Here is a 14,779-nt window from a genome sequence, read left to right as displayed (position 1 = left end):
GCGCCTGGCCGGTGACGTGGTCGACGTGGTCGAGGCCGGCCAATCGGCGGGTGTCGTGCTCGACCGGCAGCTCGATGTCTCGCGCGGCGACTGGCTCTCGACGCCGTCGACCATCCACGAGACGCAGCGCTTCAGCGCGACGCTCGCGTGGCTCGACACCGAGCCGGCCGTCGTCGGCCGCAAGTACTGGGTGCGCCACGGCAACCGCTGGGTGCAGGCACGCATCACCGCGATCGAGAGCCGGCTCGACATCCACACGCTGGAGGCGATCGACGCGAACCAGCTCGCCGTCAACGAGATCGGCCATGTGATCGTCGAGACGCAGCAGGCGCTGCCGGTGGAGTCGTACCAGTCGAACCGCGTCGGCGGCTCGCTGATCATCGTCGACCCGGCCACCAACCGCACCAGCGGGGCGCTGCTGGTCCATGAATGTTCGCCGTCCTGAGAGGCTTGCTCGCGCCATGACTCCTTCCACGCATTCCCTTGTCCGGACACGTCTCGGCAATGCCGACACCAGCGCCACTCCCGTGGCACGGGGCGCGACTTGTCTCAACGTGGTGAAGCACCCCAGCCTGGTCTCGGCGGCCGAGCGGCGCGCCCTGCTCCACCAGCAACCGGTGACGGTCTGGTTGACAGGCCTCAGCGGCGCAGGCAAATCCAGCTTGGCCTATGCGGTAGAGCGCCGGCTGCATGCCCAAGGGCAGCTGGGATTCGTGCTGGATGGCGACAACATCCGCCACCATCTCAGCAGCGATCTGGGCTTCTCGCCTTCAGATCGGTGCGAGAACATCCGGCGTGTCGCGGAAGTTGCCGCCTTGATGAACGACGCGGGGCTGATCGTGTTCACGGCGCTCATCTCGCCACGGCAGGAAGACAGGGAACAAGCGCGATCCATCATCGGCGAAGCGAGGTTCATTGAAGTCCATGTCAGCACGGCGCTGGCCGTCTGCGAAGCGCGGGACCCGAAAGGACTCTACGAAAAGGCTCGAACGGGAGCCATCCCCCATTTCACCGGCGTGTCGGCACCTTACGAGACCCCACAGTCTCCCGCGCTGCGCATCGACACGGACCTGTGCAGCCTCGACCAATCGGCGCAGAAGCTGATGGACTTTCTCGTCAGTCGCGGCTCCCTCGTGTCATGACATCGATCCCATCGTTCGCGTTGGCGGACCGCACGGGCATGCTGCCGGTGGTGGACCTGTTCAATGGCGACGCCGACGGCATCTGCAGCCTGCACCAATTGCGCATGGCCGAGCCGCGCGCAGGGCGCCTCGTCAGTGGCGTCAAGCGCGACATCGACTTGTTTGGGCAGCTGGGCGACACGGACCCTCCCAGCGACATCACCGTGCTGGACGTCTCGTTCGACAGGAACGAAGCCGGCGTGCGTCGCGCACTGCAGGCCGGTGGGCGCGTACGCTACTTCGATCACCATTCGGCACGCAGCCTGTTCCACCACCCGCGGCTCGAAAGCCACATCGACCCTTCCGCCGTGGTCTGCACCTCCTTGCTGGTGGATCGCACCCTGGCCGGCCGCTTTCACGAGTGGGCCATCGTGGGCGCCTTCGGCGACAACTTGCTCGAGGTCGCGCGCAGTCTTTGCGCGCAGCGCGGGCTCACCCTGAACCAGACGGCGAGCCTGGAGCAGCTGGGGCAGCTTCTCAACTACAACGCCTACGGCGAGGCCGTGGAAGACCTGCACTTCTCGCCGATCGACCTCTATCGAGTGGTGCACAACTTCGAGAGCCCGTTCGGCTTCATCGCCGACGCCGACGAATATCGTCACCTGGCCGCCGGCCGCGCCGACGACCAGCATCACCTCGAGGCGCTCGCGCCCTATTGGCGAAGCATCGATGGCGACGTCTATCTGCTGCCGGGCACGGCATGGGCCAGGCGGCTTTCCGGAACGCTGGCGAACCGCCTCTCCTGCGAAGAGCCCCATCGATCATTCGCGGTACTCACGCCCCGTTCGGACGGTCACTTCCTGGTCAGCGTCCGCTGTCCTGCTCAGCGCAAGTCGGCGCAAGCGTTGTGCTGTCTCTATCCAGGCGGCGGTGGGCGGCATGCAGCCGCCGGCATCGATCGTCTGCCGGTGATTGAACTGGAGCAGTTCATCGCCGACTTTTCAAACCACATCACAGGGAAACCATCATGACCCGTCAGCCCTCCATCTCCACGTCCCATGCGGGTCGCCCCCGCCCGCTTCTGATGGTGCCGTTGCGTCGATGCGGAAGCCACGCGCTGAGACTCAGGCTGAATTTCAGTGAAGGTTTCTACTCGCCTTACCCGCTGCACATCGTCGATTTCATGCCGCTGGTGCCCCTCTATGGCGATCTGGCCGAGGACCGCAACTACTTCCAGCTCGTCGTGGATGTCGTCGGCCTGCAGGCCGCCAGCATGGTGAAGTGGCCCGACGTGGCGTTCGACCCGGGTGAGATCTTCGATGCCGTCAAGGACGAGAAGCGCAGCGTGCATCGCGTGGTGTGGGAGCTGCTCTTGCGCAGCGGCGAGCAGCACCATGCCCGCGTCGTGATGGACAAATCGCTCGACAGCATCCACTACGCCGCCGAGATGATGGAGCTGTTTCCAGACATGCTGTTCCTGAACGTGGTGAGGGACCCGCGCGCCCAGGTGGCCTCGATGAACCGCGCGATCATCCATGACTTCGACAGCACGCTCAATGCGATGACCTGGGTCGCCGCGCATGCTGCGGCCCAGCGTCTCGTCCGTGCCCATCCGGCCCGCGTACTCACGATCCGATACGAGGATTTCCTCGCTGACCAGGAGCTTGTCCTGCGCGGCATCTGCGACTTCATCGGCCTGGACTTCCTTCCGCAAATGCTCGATGTGGCGGCTTCCACTGAAGCACGGCAGATGTCGAAGTTGTCGGATCTGTGGTCATCCAACTGCTTCGGTCCCATCCCGGCCAACAGGGACAAGTTCAAGAGCCAGCTGAGCGTCGACGAAATCGAGATCATCGAGACGGTGGCGAGAGAGCACATGCGCTCCTACGGCTATGAATTCATGACCGATGCGAACGCGCCAATTCCAGACGACGTGGTTCTCGCCTCTCGCGCGCAGCGATCCGCCCTGGGTCGGGCGCAGGCATGGAGCCAACTCAGCAACGCCAACTACCGCGACTTCGTTCTGCGACGGGTCAGGGCGGACCACCTGGCCTCCGTACGCGAACGCCTGAACCACGCACACCAATCTCGGCTTCATGTCGCGACCACACCAACATGAAGTCGTGGCCGCCGCAGTGGGGTAAACCCTCGCTGCGAGAGCGTGGTTCGAGGTGTATTGTTAACGTTAACAATTGACAGGGAAACGCGAGAAGCGCCGACCTCGCACAACCTCCGGAGACCGACATGCGCTTGCTGACCGCTCTGCCCATCGCCTTGGCCCTCGGCGTTGCGTCGACGGCGACCGCGCACGCCGAGGCTTGGCCCGACAAGCCCGTCACGCTGCTGGTGGTGCCGGCCGCGTCGCCGCACAAGAGCGTGGCCGACGTGATCGCGTTCGAGAAGGCCAACCCCGGCCAGATGACGTTCGCGTCGTCGGGCAACGGCTCCAGCGACCACCTGACGGCCGAGCTGTTCTGGCAGCTCACCGGCACCAGCGGTTCGCACATTCCGTACAAGGGCGGCGCACCGGCGATCTCCGACCTGCTGGGCGCGCAGGTCGAAGCGTCGTTCCAGAACGTCAACGCGGTGCTGCAGCACATCAAGGCCGGCAAGCTGTGCGCGCTGGCGGTGACCGGCGACAAGCGCTCGGCCGTGCTGCCCGAGGTGCCGACCTTCGATGAAGCCGGCGTCAAGAACCTCGCCGTCTACTCGTGGCAAGGCATCGCCGCGCCGAAGGGCCTGCCGGCCGACGTGCGCGCGAAGGCGCATGCGGCGATCGTCGCGGCGCTGAACGACCCGCAGGTGAAGCAGCAGTTCGTTTCGGTCGGCATGGAGATCGTCGGCAACACGCCGGCGCAGTTCAACGCGTTCCAGCACAAGGAGTTCGCGCGCTGGAAGACCGTCATCGAGACGGGCAAGATCACCGCAGATTGAGTATTCGCCGGCTTCGACAGGCTCAGCCGGACCCTTCGACAGGCTCAGGGCGAACGGAGTCTGTGGCCCACCGACATTCCCTTTTCATCATGCAAACACCCATCATCACCGCGCTGCGCGCGATCCCCGTCGCCGGGCGCGACGACATGCTGCTGAACCTGAGCGGCGCGCACGGCCCGTTCTTCACCCGCAACCTGCTGATCCTGACCGACAGCGCCGGCCGCACCGGCGTCGGCGAGGTGCCCGGCGGCGAGAAGATCCGCCAGACGCTCGAAGACGCCGCGCCGCTCGTCGTCGGCCAGCCGATCGGCAACCACCAGCAGGTGCTGCAGCGCGTGCAGCAGGGCTTCGCCGACCGCGACAGCGGCGGCCGCGGGCTGCAGACCTTCGACCTGCGCACCACCATCCATGCGGTCACCGCGATCGAGTCGGCCTTTCTCGACCTGCTCGGCCAGCACCTGGGCGTGCCGGTGGCGGCGCTGCTCGGCGAAGGCCAGCAGCGCGATGCGGTCGAGATGCTCGGCTACCTGTTCTTCGTCGGCGACCGCACACGCACCGACCTGCCGTATGCCAGTGGTGCGAGCGAGCCCGCGGCCGCCGACGACTGGTTGCGGCTGCGCCACGAGAAGGCGCTGGACGCCGATGCGATCGTGCGCCTGGCCGAGGCCGCGCAGGCGCGCTACGGCTTCAACGATTTCAAGCTGAAGGGCGGCGTGCTGCGCGGCGATGAAGAGGTCGAGGTGATCCGCGCGCTGCACGAGCGCTTTCCGACTGCCCGCATCACGCTCGACCCGAACGGCGGCTGGCTGCTGAAGGATGCGATCCGGCTGATGCGCGACATGCGCGGCGTCGTCGCCTATGCCGAGGACCCGTGTGGCGCCGAGGGCGGCTTCTCGGGCCGCGAGGTGATGGCCGAGTTCCGCCGCGCCACCGGCCTGCCGACCGCCACCAACATGATCGCCACCGACTGGCGCCAGCTCAGCCATGCGCTCGCGCTGCAGTCGGTCGACATCCCGCTGGCCGACCCGCACTTCTGGACGATGGCCGGCTCGGTGCGCGTCGCGCAGACCTGCCGCGACTGGGGCCTCACCTGGGGCTCGCATTCGAACAACCACTTCGATGTCTCGCTCGCGATGTTCACGCAGGTCGGCGCGGCCGCCCCCGGCAAGGTCACTGCGATCGACACCCACTGGATCTGGCAGGACGGCCAGCGCCTGACGAAGGAGCCGCTGCGCATCGAGGGCGGCCATGTGCAGGTGCCGAAGAAGCCCGGCCTGGGCGTCGAGCTCGACATGGGCGAGGTCGACAAGGCCCACCAGCTGTACCGCCAGCACGGCCTGGGCTCGCGCGACGACGCGGTCGCGATGCAGTACCTGATGCCCGGCTGGACCTTCGATCCGAAGCGGCCCGCTTTGGACCGCTGACGTCGATCGTTGAACTTGTCACGAACAAGGCGGCCCGAGGCGGGTGCAGCGGCGGGTCCCGCTCAAGTGGCCTGACCAGTGGTCGATAAGCCGGCGTCTCCCCTATCCGACGCACCATGCTCCTCGACAACCTTTCCATCGGCAAGCGCCTCACCGTCGTCCTCGGCCTGATCCTCGGGCTGTCGGTCGCGAGCAGCCTGTATGCGGTGTACACGCTGAACCGCACCAGCGCCGAGATCGACGTGATGATCTCCGACAACGTGAAGACCGAGCGCGCGCTGTCCGACTGGCTGCGCTTCACCACCTCGGGCGTGCAGCGCGCCGCCGCCATCGCCAAGAGCAGCGACCCGAGCCTGATCGAGTACTTTGCCGGTGCCACCGCCGAGTCGATCAAGCTGACCACCGAGCTGCAGAAGCAGATCGAGCCGCAGATGAACATGCCCGACGAGCGTCGCCAGTACGAGAAGGTCAGCGAGCTGCGCAAGGGCTACCTCGCGGCGCGCGAAGAGGTCAGCAAGCTGAAGCTGGCCGGCGATGCCGACGGTGCCAGCCGATCGTTCAACGAGAGGTTCGAGCCCAAGTCGCGCGAGTACATCGCCGCCGTGCAGGAACTGTGCAATGCGCAACGCGCGCAGCTCGATGCCAACGGCCGCGCTGCCGAAGCGCGCCGCGCCGGTGCGAACACGTTGCTGATGGTGAGTGCGGCGCTGTCGCTGCTGGTGGGCGTGACGCTGGCCGTGGCCCTGGCGCGCAGCATCACCGTGCCGCTGCGCCRGGCCGAGGCGATGGCCGATGCGATCGCGAAGATGGACCTGAGCGCCGCGCCGCAGCGCGCCTATGCCGGCGACGAGACCGGCCGCCTGCTGCGCTCGATCGACGCGATGCGCGGCGCGCTGACGCGCACGCTGAACGAGGTGCGCGGCGTGGCCGACGGCATCTCGACGGCCAGCACGCAGATCGCGACCGGCAACCAGGACCTGAGCTCGCGCACCGAGCAGACTGCCAGCAGCCTGCAGCAATCGGCCGCGTCGATGGAGCAGCTCACCGCCACCGTGCGCCAGAGTGCCGACTCGGCCTCGCAGGCGTCGCAGCTCGCGTCGTCGGCGGCCCAGGTCGCGCAGCGCGGCGGCGAGGTGGTGTCGCAGGTCGTCTCGACGATGGACGAGATCAACACCAGCTCGAAGAAGATCGCCGACATCATCGGCGTGATCGACGGCATCGCGTTTCAGACCAACATCCTGGCGCTGAACGCCGCGGTCGAAGCGGCGCGGGCCGGCGAGCAAGGCCGCGGCTTCGCGGTGGTGGCGAGCGAGGTGCGCAGCCTCGCGCAGCGCAGCGCCGACGCAGCCCGCGAGATCAAGGGCCTGATCGGCCAGAGCGTCGACCGGGTCGAGGCCGGCAGCCGGCTGGTGCAGGACGCAGGCTCGACGATGAGCGAGATCGTCGTCAGCGTGAGGCGTGTGACCGACATGATCAGCGAGATCAGCGCGGCGTCGAACGAGCAGAGCCAGGGCATCGGCCAGGTCAACGTCGCGGTGAACCAGCTCGACCAGATGACGCAGCAGAATGCCGCGCTGGTCGAGGAATCGGCCGCCGCGGCCGAGAGCCTGAAGGACCAGGCGCTGCGGCTGAGCGGGATCATCGGGACGTTCCGGTTGGCGGATCGGGGCATGACCACGGCGTGAGTCCCCGCGGGCTTGGCGGGGCCGTCAACGTTTGATAGCGTTGGGCCCATGCCATCCGGCAAACTCGTGACCGCAGGCTATTCCGGCACGCCGCTCTCCAAGAAGCTCGGCTTGAAAGACGGCTGCACGATCGCGATCCTCGGTGAGCCCCCCGGCTACCGCATGCTGCTGGCGCCGGTGCCGTCCGGTGTCGAGTTCACGAGCCGGGCAACGGAAACGACCGACATCGCGCATGTGTTTGTCACTGTGCGTGACGGGTTGTCCGTGCACCTGCAATCACTGCGCAAGACACTGAAGCCCGACGCGGCGCTCTGGATCTCGTGGCCGAAGAAGGCATCAAAGGTGCCGACCGACATCACCGAAGACACGATCCGCGAGCTCGCGCTTCCGCTCGGTTTCGTCGACATCAAGGTCTGCGCCGTCGATGCGGTGTGGTCGGGCTTGAAGCTGGTCGTGCGCAAGGAGTTGCGCGACCGTTGAGTAGGCCGATGCCCGGTGTAAGCTGCGCGCCGGAGTCAGGGAGGACATCACATGAGATCCATCGCGTGCGTCGCATGGCTGGTGCTGCTGTGCGGAATGTCTTCGGCAGCCCTTGCCGCGGAGATCTATCGTTGCGACGTCAATGGCGTGAAGACATTCGTCGATTCGCCGGCCCGCTGCCCGACGGCCGTCCCGGCGCAGCGGCGGGAAACGGTGCCCTCGCCGCGTTCGACGGAGCCGGCACAACGCGCGCCGGCAACCGTGTCAGCTCCTGCCGCTGCCCCTGTGGTCGCACCTGCACCTGCACCTGCACCTGCACCTGCACCTGCACCTGCACCTGCACCCACGCCCGTGGTCGCGAAGGCGCAGGAGCGTGCAACCGCCGCACCGCGTTTCGACGCGATGCGCCGGGCGTTGGTGTCCTTCCTGGACCTGCGGGCACGGCGGCCCGTCATCCTCGGGGTCGACAAGAAGGGCAGGCCCGCGTCCTGGTGCGAGGAGGTCCTGGGCGACATCGTGGCCCACCGGAACATCGACGTGCTCGACGACGAGCAGCGCCGGCGCGCCCGGTGGGTTGATTCACCGGCCGCCCTGATCGATGGCGACTACCAGCTGTTGCGGGTCGACGGGAGCGAGGTGCCGAACGGCTACGTGCATCTGCTGTGGCGCGGCAAGACGCCGCTGATGCTGCAGATGCCGGCCGCCTGCACCGAGTGGCGCGACAAGGCGGTGCAATGCCACCCGAACCGCTACACCGGCATCGGGATCATGGATGCCGACACGCCCGTGGCCTGCAGCTTCAGCTACGTGGATGTCTCGGCGTGGGGCACCTGGAAGGCGTCGATGTCCGAGATCCGGAATCCGGTCCGGTGAACGCCCTTCCTGCTGACGCCTGCGCCCCACATCCACAGGCATTTCGACACGCCCCTTACCGGTGCGAACCCGCGGGGGCGGCACGCGGCCCCGCAAGCCGCTAGCATCGCGTTCGTCATGGAATTCAGTCCCGAACTGTTCGCGGCGGTGGTCGCCGCAGTCGCCTTTGCCGCCGGCCTCTGGTTCGTGCGAGCCCGCCGCCGCCAAACCCGCACCCGCGGCGGCAGCGGCCGTGCGCGCGGCCCGGCCAACCTGCGCTTCACCTGCGCCAACTGCACCAAGCAGTTCACGCATTCGCGCCGCACGCTGCTCGCCTACGAGCAAGGCGCGCGGCAATTCTTCTGCAGCGCCTGCCACACGCGCTGGCGCGGCTCGCAATCGGTGATCCAGAACCRCACCCACGGGCCCGGCGAGATGCTGGCCCGCCGCGACGCTCAGCAGGCCAAGCAGACGCAGCTGGCCGAAGCCGCCAAGCGCGTGCAGCCCCCTGCGCCAGGCTCGCCGACGCCCCATGCAAAGGGAGGTTGCCTGGGCCTCGTCGCCTTGCTGGTGGCGGCGCCGGCGGTGCTCGGCTGGGCGGCGTTGCACTACTTTTGACGTGCGGCTTGCGAAATCCGCATGACCCCGGCGGAACGGCTGTGACATAGTGGCCCGATCGAGGCCAGCCCTTCGTTCCCATGTCTCCTGAGCCCCTGATCGCGGTGCGCGATCTCGAATCGAGCCGCCACTGGTACCAATCGGTGCTGGGGCTGAGCAGCAGTGCCGCTGCCGTCGACGACGAAAAACTGCTGAGCGGCGAGCGCGTCGTGATGCGGCTGCGGCCGTGGGACACCCGCCATCATCCGCACCTCGGCCGGCCCGACACCGCGGTGCGCGGCAACGGCATGCTGCTGTGGTTCCGCACCGATGATTTCGACGCCGCCGTGCTGCGCGTGCGCCAGCAGGCCGCCCAGGTGCTCGAAGGCCCCGAGGTCAATCCGAACGTCGGCCAGCGCGAGATCTGGCTGCGCGATCCCGACGGCTACGTCGTCGTGCTGGCCGGGCCTGAAGGCGAGGTGGCCGCATGACGATGCTTCCCGTGCTCGTGCCGATGCGGCTGGCGTGCTACGCCGCGTGGGTCGAGGCCAGCGTGCACGGCTATGCCGAATTGAACGTCGCGTCGGGCCGCTGGCCTCAAGAGGGCGCGATCGAGCGCTCGCGGGCCGAGTTCGAGCGGCTGCTGCCCCAGGGGCTCGCAACGCCCGACCAGCACATCTGCGAGATCTGGTCGGCCGACGGCGCCCAGGCGGTCGGCTCACTGTGGATCGCCTTGCAACGCCATCCCGCCGGCATCGGCGCCTACGTCTTCGACATCAAGGTGCTGCCGGCGCACCGCCGCCAGGGCCATGCGCGGCGGGCCTTCGCCGCGCTGGAGCCGTTCGCCGCGGCGCTCGGTGCCACCAGCATCGGCCTGCACGTGCACGCCCACAATGCCGGCGCGCGGGCGCTGTACGAATCATTGGGCTACGGCGTGACCGGCCTCAACATGCAGAAGGCGTTGACCGGCTGATGGCACGCAACATCGAGATCAAGGCCCGGATCGAGGGCATCGAACACGTCGAAGCGCACGTCGCCGCGCTCGCGCAGCACGGCCCGGAGCTGATCGCGCAGGACGACACCTTCTTCCGCTGCGACAACGGCCGGCTGAAGCTGCGCGCGTTCTCCGACACCGAAGGCGAGCTGATCTTCTACCGCCGCGCCGACCAGGCCGGGCCGAAGGAATCGTTCTACGTCCGCTCGTCGACCGCCGACCCGGTGGCGCTGCGCGAACTGCTGGCGCTGGCCCACGGCCAGGCGGGCCGGGTGCGCAAGCAGCGCACGCTGTACCGGGTGGGCCGCACGCGAGTGCACCTCGACCGCGTCGAGGGGCTGGGCGATTTCCTGGAGCTGGAGGTCGTGCTGCATGACGGCGAGGCGGTGGAGGCCGGCGTGGCCGAGGCACACGAGCTGATGGCGCAGCTGCAGGTGGCGGCGGGGCAGCTCGTCGAGCGGGCCTATGTCGACCTACTGGACGAGCTCGGCACCGACACGGCGCGCCGATCTTGAAAATGCTGGGCGCCTTGGCAGCGCTGGTCGTGGTGGGCTACCTCGCCCTGTGTGGGGTGCTCTATGCCTTCCAGCGCTCGCTGCTGTACTTTCCCCAGCCGCGCAACGGACCACCGGCCGACGAGATCAGGCTGCCGGTCATCGACGTGGACGTGCGCGCATCGGTGCAGCCGCATGAAGGGCCGCAGGCGCTGGTCTACTTCGGCGGCAATGGCGAGGATGTCTCGCAGACCCTGCCCGAATTGGCGCGCACCTTCCCCGACCACGCGATCTACGCGATGCACTACCGCGGCTACGGCGGCAGTGGCGGCTCGCCCACTGAAGCCGCTCTGCAGGGCGACGCACTGGCCCTCTACGACCTCGTCAGTCGCTCGCATGCCCGCGTGGCGGTGATCGGCCGCAGCCTCGGCTCGGGCATCGCGATCCGCGTCGCACGCGAGCGCCCGGTGTCGCGCCTCGTGCTGGTGACGCCCTATGACAGCATCCTCGGACTGGCCGCTGCGCAATTCCGCTGGTTCCCGGTGCGCTGGCTGCTGCAGGACACCTACGAATCCGTGCGCCATGCGCCGGCCGTCACGGTGCCGACCACACTGGTCGCCGCCGCGCATGACGAGGTGATCCCTCGCGCCAGCACCGAGCGCCTGCTGGCCGCCTTCGCACCGGGCATCGCGACGCTGATCGTCATCCCCGACGCGGGCCACAACGACCTCTCCCGCCTGCCGGCCTACGGCCGCGCGCTGCGCACCGGCCTCTAGCGTCGGTCTTCGTTCGCCTCACGCCGCCGCGTCGGTCGCGTTCTCCTCGGCCGCCTTCGCCACCGGCTTGCGGTACAGCACGCGCGAGGTGTCGGCCTTCACGAAGCAGGTGTAGACCACCTCGGCCAGCCGCTCGGGGGCGTACAGCACGCCCACGCGCGGCGACAGGCTCAGCATCTCGTTCGGCGAGATCACCGGCACCTCCAGGTCCGACAGCATCCGCTTCGGCGTGTAGGCCTCACCGCCGAAGCGGTTGTATTCGACGCTGGCCGATTTGGTCACCCGCACGATCTTCGTGCCCGACAGCAGGCTCGCCCATTCGGCCGTCTCCGGGTCGCTCGCGCGGTACAGCAGCTTCACCTGGCAGTTCACCAGCACGCCCGATTCGATCGCCTGCACGTTCAGCGTGCGGTCCTCCGGGCTGCGCAGGTCGTGGATCGACTGGTGCAGCAGCACCATGTTCACCTTGAAGCCGGCGATCGTCGCGAGCGCATCGCTCACCTCCTGCGAGATCATGAACTTCAGCTCGTCGATCGCCAGCGTCAGCTGGCGCGTGCGCTCGGGCGCGAGGCGCCGCGCCTCCTGGATCACCTCGGTCACGAAGGCCTGCGTCGCGCGGCGGATCGTCGGGTCGTCCAGCGAGCCGCGCACGTAGATCGTCGCACCCGCCTTCAGCGCCTCGCCGATCTTGTTGCCGCCGCCCTTCTTCGGGTTCAGCGACGGCAGCATGCCGAACTCCACCAGGTTGTCGTAGAGCCGGCTCGCGCTCTCCTTCAGCGGCTTGCCGTCCTCGCCGCGCTGCTCCAGCGCCGCGCGCAACCCGGCGATGCTGGTGCCCGAGCGCGGCATGATGGTGTCGAGGATGGCCCGCTCGCGCGACTTGTAGAAGTCGGAACCGTCGCCGGTGTTGTTGAGCCCGAAGCAGGCGCACAGGCGCGAGCGCCGGTCGCGCGGCGCGCCGCCCTCGAACGGCGCCCAGCGCGTGTCCTCGTTGCCCAGGTCGATGTAGATGAAGCGCTGGCCGGCGCGCTCGCAGGCCTCGGCCATGATGTACGGGATGAAGGCATCGGCCTTCGGGTCGATGTAGACCACCGAATGGCCTTGCTCGATCGCCTGCTCCAGCATCACGCCCAGCACCACGCCCTTGCCGAAGCGCGTCGGGCCGACGATCTGCATGTGCGTCGCGCGGAAGGTCTCGCCCGACAGGAACATCGGCTTGCCGCCGTTGTCGAGCCCGATGAAGACCTGGCCGTCGCGGCGGTGCCGGCGCGGGTCGAAATCGCGCGCCTTCAGCCGGCCCACCTCGTTGCGGATGTCGCTCTGCTTGTGGTCCTCCTGCCGCACCACCAGCCGCTGCACCAGGCGCGACATCTGCGGCGTCAGGTAGCGCGCCGAGGCCACGCGCGCGGTCCAGCCGAGCAGCATGCCGGCCGGCAGCAGCCAGCCCCAGCGCCAGGCCTGGCGCGACACGTAATCGACGAACCAGACGTGGCCCTGGCCCGGCGCGTTGCCGAGCGCGGCCACCGTGGCGAAGTACATGCCCGGCCAGAAGATCAGCACCAGCGCGACCAGCGCATACACCGCCACGCGGCGCAGCGCGATCTTCAGCACCTCCCAGATGCCGTACTCCGCCTCCTTGGCCGGCGGCACGCGCCACGGCAGCACGTTGATCAGCGCGAGCGTCGTCAGCGCCAGCGCCGTGCACACCCACCACCACGGCGTGGACCAGCGCATCGCCGCGATCACCGCCTGCGAGACCGTGCCGTTCAAGGCATCCTGCAATCCGTTCATGCGTCGTCGTCCCGGGTGTAGAGCATGCGGCGCATCGACGGGGTCTTGACCTGCTCGTGCCGGCCTTCGAGGTGGTTCCAGCGCCACAGCAGGTGGAACTCGCCTTCGTCCAGTTCGGCCACCTCGACGATGCGCCGGCCGTGGTGCGGTGTCTTCTGCGCGTGGATGATCACGTCGAGGTTGTTGCGCACCTGGCGCTGCACGTGTTCGTACGGAATGGCCGAGAAACCGGCCGCCGCCAGGTTGGTCAGGCGGTCGATGGTGTCGAGCGCGCTGTTGGCATGGATGGTCGACAGGATGCCGGAGTGGCCGGTGTTGGCCGCCGTCAGCAGCGCCTCGGCGGCCGCGCCGTCGCGCACCTCGCCGACGATCAGCCGCTGCGGCTCCATGCGCAGCGCGTTCTTCACCAGCCGGCTCATCGTCAGCGGCTCCACGTCCTTCGCGAAGCGGTGCGGCGCTTCGAGCGCCACCCAGTGCCGGCTGTCGATCTGCAGCTCGGCGGTGTCCTCGATGCTGATGATGCGGTCCTCCGGCGGGATGAAGTTCGACACCGCGTTCAGCAGCGTCGTCTTGCCGCTGCCGGTGCCGCCCGAGACCAGCACGTTGAAGCGGTTCAGCATCGCGAGCCGCAGGTAGCGGAACATCTCGCGGTTGAACGAGCCGCTGGCCAGCAGCGCCTCGGCGGTGAAGCGCAGCTTCGGGAACAGCCGCACCGTCATGTTGCTGCCGGTCACGCCGGTCGGGGCGAGCACCGCGTTGATGCGCGAGCCGTCGTCGAGCCGCGCGTCGAGCAGCGGGCGCTCGGTCGGGTGCACCTCCTGGCCGAGCGCGTTGGCGATCTGCTCGATCGCGGTGACGAAGTGGAACTCGTTGCTCCAGCGCGCGTCGACCGGCTCGAACTCGCCGTGCCGCATGATGTAGACGCTGTCGAAGCGGTTCACGAAGATGCCGGTCACGCCCTCGAGCCGGAAGTACGGCTCGATCGGGCTCAGGTAGTGCCGCACCAGCTCCCACTGGAGCTTGACGGCGCTCTGGGCCTGCGGGCTTTGCGGGTCGTTGGCGGACATGTCAGCGCAGGCGCGACAGCTCTCGCTGCAGCGCGTCGACGTTGTCGGCATGGCGGGCGGCGGCCTGGCGCGCCTGGGTCTGGGCCTCGGCATCGCCGGCGGGGGCCGCCTTGACGATCTCGCGGGCGCGGGCCAGCAACTGCTGCTCGGTGCGCAGCTCGGCATCGATGATCGCGCGGCGGTCGGTGTCGCGCTCGCGCTGCAGCGCCACCGGGATGCGGCGGTCGGCGGGGACCGTCTGCGTGCGCGGCGCGGCAGTGGGCTGCAGTGGCTTCACCGGCGCATCGAGCGCGGAGGAGCGCGTCGCGAGCGGCGTGCAGTCGCGCTGGCGCGCCTCGGCATCGCCGACCAGGTTGGTGACGATGCTGCGGCCGGGCTCCTGCTGCGACGGACAGCGGTACAGCGCGGCGTGGGCCGGGAGCGACAGCGACGCGGCGAGCAGGCACGATGAAAGCAGTGCGGCCTTCATGACGGAGACCTCCAGGTCGCCACGCCTTGCAGCACCACCACCAGCACGGCCAGCGGAATGAACGTGCGCTGCAACGGCCAGCGCCGCGTGTGCCG

The 14,779-nt window shown here is 68.3% G+C and carries 16 protein-coding genes and 1 pseudogene; 14 read left to right on the top strand and 3 right to left on the bottom strand.

The features are described from left to right. The 14 genes and pseudogenes from ACXJLU_RS29760 to ACXJLU_RS29695 form a co-directional block, all read left to right on the top strand. A partial coding sequence (locus ACXJLU_RS29760; protein WP_457337260.1) for an elongation factor 1-alpha C-terminal domain-related protein occupies positions 1–445 on the top strand: 445 nt, incomplete at its 5' end. 16 nt (positions 446–461) lie between these two features. Further along, positions 462–1,142 carry an adenylyl-sulfate kinase gene (gene cysC, locus ACXJLU_RS29755; protein ID WP_457337258.1) on the top strand — a complete coding sequence of 227 codons (681 nt, stop codon included), beginning with the start codon at positions 462–464 and terminating at the stop codon, positions 1,140–1,142. Next, on the top strand, positions 1,139–2,152 hold the full coding sequence (locus ACXJLU_RS29750; protein WP_457337256.1) for a hypothetical protein: 1,014 nt from the start codon (positions 1,139–1,141) through the stop codon (positions 2,150–2,152). Before cysC ends, ACXJLU_RS29750 begins: the two co-directional genes overlap by 4 nt. Beyond that, a complete protein-coding gene (locus tag ACXJLU_RS29745) occupies positions 2,149–3,240 on the top strand; it encodes a sulfotransferase family protein (RefSeq protein WP_457337254.1) in 1,092 nt (363 codons plus the stop codon). The genes ACXJLU_RS29750 and ACXJLU_RS29745 overlap by 4 nt, the downstream gene beginning before the upstream one ends. A 221-nt stretch (positions 3,241–3,461) precedes the next feature. Beyond that, positions 3,462–4,055 (top strand): annotated as a pseudogene (locus ACXJLU_RS29740) (Bug family tripartite tricarboxylate transporter substrate binding protein); the annotation flags it as partial. A gap of 89 nt (positions 4,056–4,144) precedes the next feature. Then, positions 4,145–5,479 (top strand): glucarate dehydratase, encoded by a 1,335-nt coding sequence (gene gudD, locus ACXJLU_RS29735; RefSeq protein ID WP_457337252.1) that lies wholly within the window; start codon positions 4,145–4,147, stop codon positions 5,477–5,479. Between the two features lie 116 nt (positions 5,480–5,595). After that, positions 5,596–7,164, top strand: a complete 1,569-nt coding sequence (locus tag ACXJLU_RS29730; protein ID WP_457337250.1) for a methyl-accepting chemotaxis protein — start codon at positions 5,596–5,598, stop codon at positions 7,162–7,164. A gap of 48 nt (positions 7,165–7,212) precedes the next feature. Beyond that, entirely contained in the window at positions 7,213–7,644 is a 432-nt protein-coding gene (locus tag ACXJLU_RS29725; RefSeq protein WP_457337248.1) for a DUF3052 domain-containing protein, read from the top strand. A 51-nt stretch (positions 7,645–7,695) separates the two neighbouring features. Further along, positions 7,696–8,517, top strand: coding sequence for a DUF4124 domain-containing protein (locus ACXJLU_RS29720; protein ID WP_457337246.1), 822 nt, complete (start codon positions 7,696–7,698; stop codon positions 8,515–8,517). Between the two features lie 117 nt (positions 8,518–8,634). Beyond that, the gene (locus ACXJLU_RS29715; RefSeq protein WP_457337244.1) at positions 8,635–9,114 is read left to right on the top strand and encodes a zinc finger domain-containing protein; all 480 of its coding nucleotides are present in this window, start codon (positions 8,635–8,637) and stop codon (positions 9,112–9,114) included. An 80-nt stretch (positions 9,115–9,194) separates the two neighbouring features. Further along, positions 9,195–9,584 carry a VOC family protein gene (locus ACXJLU_RS29710; protein WP_457337242.1) on the top strand — a complete coding sequence of 130 codons (390 nt, stop codon included), beginning with the start codon at positions 9,195–9,197 and terminating at the stop codon, positions 9,582–9,584. Continuing rightward, positions 9,581–10,066 (top strand): GNAT family N-acetyltransferase, encoded by a 486-nt coding sequence (locus ACXJLU_RS29705; protein ID WP_457337240.1) that lies wholly within the window; start codon positions 9,581–9,583, stop codon positions 10,064–10,066. The genes ACXJLU_RS29710 and ACXJLU_RS29705 overlap by 4 nt, the downstream gene beginning before the upstream one ends. Continuing rightward, on the top strand, positions 10,066–10,602 hold the full coding sequence (locus tag ACXJLU_RS29700; RefSeq protein ID WP_457337238.1) for a class IV adenylate cyclase: 537 nt from the start codon (positions 10,066–10,068) through the stop codon (positions 10,600–10,602). Before ACXJLU_RS29705 ends, ACXJLU_RS29700 begins: the two co-directional genes overlap by 1 nt. Before the next feature lie 2 nt (positions 10,603–10,604). Next, positions 10,605–11,357: an alpha/beta hydrolase gene (locus ACXJLU_RS29695; protein ID WP_457337236.1), complete on the top strand. Its 753-nt coding sequence runs from the start codon at positions 10,605–10,607 to the stop codon at positions 11,355–11,357. An 18-nt stretch (positions 11,358–11,375) separates the two neighbouring features. Here the strand turns inward: ACXJLU_RS29695 and ACXJLU_RS29690 are convergent, their stop codons facing one another. From ACXJLU_RS29690 to ACXJLU_RS29680, 3 genes are read right to left on the bottom strand one after another with little or no spacing between them, the layout of a single operon-like run. Further along, positions 11,376–13,148, bottom strand: coding sequence for a type IV secretory system conjugative DNA transfer family protein (locus ACXJLU_RS29690; RefSeq protein ID WP_457337234.1), 1,773 nt, complete (start codon positions 13,146–13,148; stop codon positions 11,376–11,378). After that, on the bottom strand, positions 13,145–14,215 hold the full coding sequence (locus ACXJLU_RS29685; protein WP_457337232.1) for a TadA family conjugal transfer-associated ATPase: 1,071 nt from the start codon (positions 14,213–14,215) through the stop codon (positions 13,145–13,147). The genes ACXJLU_RS29690 and ACXJLU_RS29685 overlap by 4 nt, the downstream gene beginning before the upstream one ends. A gap of 1 nt (position 14,216) precedes the next feature. After that, complete coding sequence (locus ACXJLU_RS29680) at positions 14,217–14,684, bottom strand: hypothetical protein (protein WP_457337230.1); 468 nt, start codon at positions 14,682–14,684, stop codon at positions 14,217–14,219. Positions 14,685–14,779: the final 95 nt, after the last annotated feature.

This window comes from Rhizobacter sp. P5_C2, from assembly GCF_054049715.1.
This window is presented reverse-complemented; position numbering and strand designations above follow the sequence as displayed.

What these genes read in the sequence shown, in the direction of transcription:
- cysC (WP_457337258.1), top strand. Translation starts at nt 462, where the DNA reads ATGACTCCTTCCACGCATTCCCTTGTCCGGACACGTCTCGGCAATGCC.
- ACXJLU_RS29750 (WP_457337256.1), top strand. Translation starts at nt 1,139, where the DNA reads ATGACATCGATCCCATCGTTCGCGTTGGCGGACCGCACGGGCATGCTG.
- ACXJLU_RS29745 (WP_457337254.1), top strand. Translation starts at nt 2,149, where the DNA reads ATGACCCGTCAGCCCTCCATCTCCACGTCCCATGCGGGTCGCCCCCGC.
- gudD (WP_457337252.1), top strand. Translation starts at nt 4,145, where the DNA reads ATGCAAACACCCATCATCACCGCGCTGCGCGCGATCCCCGTCGCCGGG.
- ACXJLU_RS29725 (WP_457337248.1), top strand. Translation starts at nt 7,213, where the DNA reads ATGCCATCCGGCAAACTCGTGACCGCAGGCTATTCCGGCACGCCGCTC.
- ACXJLU_RS29720 (WP_457337246.1), top strand. Translation starts at nt 7,696, where the DNA reads ATGAGATCCATCGCGTGCGTCGCATGGCTGGTGCTGCTGTGCGGAATG.
- ACXJLU_RS29710 (WP_457337242.1), top strand. Translation starts at nt 9,195, where the DNA reads ATGTCTCCTGAGCCCCTGATCGCGGTGCGCGATCTCGAATCGAGCCGC.
- ACXJLU_RS29705 (WP_457337240.1), top strand. Translation starts at nt 9,581, where the DNA reads ATGACGATGCTTCCCGTGCTCGTGCCGATGCGGCTGGCGTGCTACGCC.
- ACXJLU_RS29700 (WP_457337238.1), top strand. Translation starts at nt 10,066, where the DNA reads ATGGCACGCAACATCGAGATCAAGGCCCGGATCGAGGGCATCGAACAC.
- ACXJLU_RS29695 (WP_457337236.1), top strand. Translation starts at nt 10,605, where the DNA reads ATGCTGGGCGCCTTGGCAGCGCTGGTCGTGGTGGGCTACCTCGCCCTG.
- ACXJLU_RS29690 (WP_457337234.1), bottom strand. Translation starts at nt 13,148, where the DNA reads ATGAACGGATTGCAGGATGCCTTGAACGGCACGGTCTCGCAGGCGGTG.
- ACXJLU_RS29685 (WP_457337232.1), bottom strand. Translation starts at nt 14,215, where the DNA reads ATGTCCGCCAACGACCCGCAAAGCCCGCAGGCCCAGAGCGCCGTCAAG.
- ACXJLU_RS29680 (WP_457337230.1), bottom strand. Translation starts at nt 14,684, where the DNA reads ATGAAGGCCGCACTGCTTTCATCGTGCCTGCTCGCCGCGTCGCTGTCG.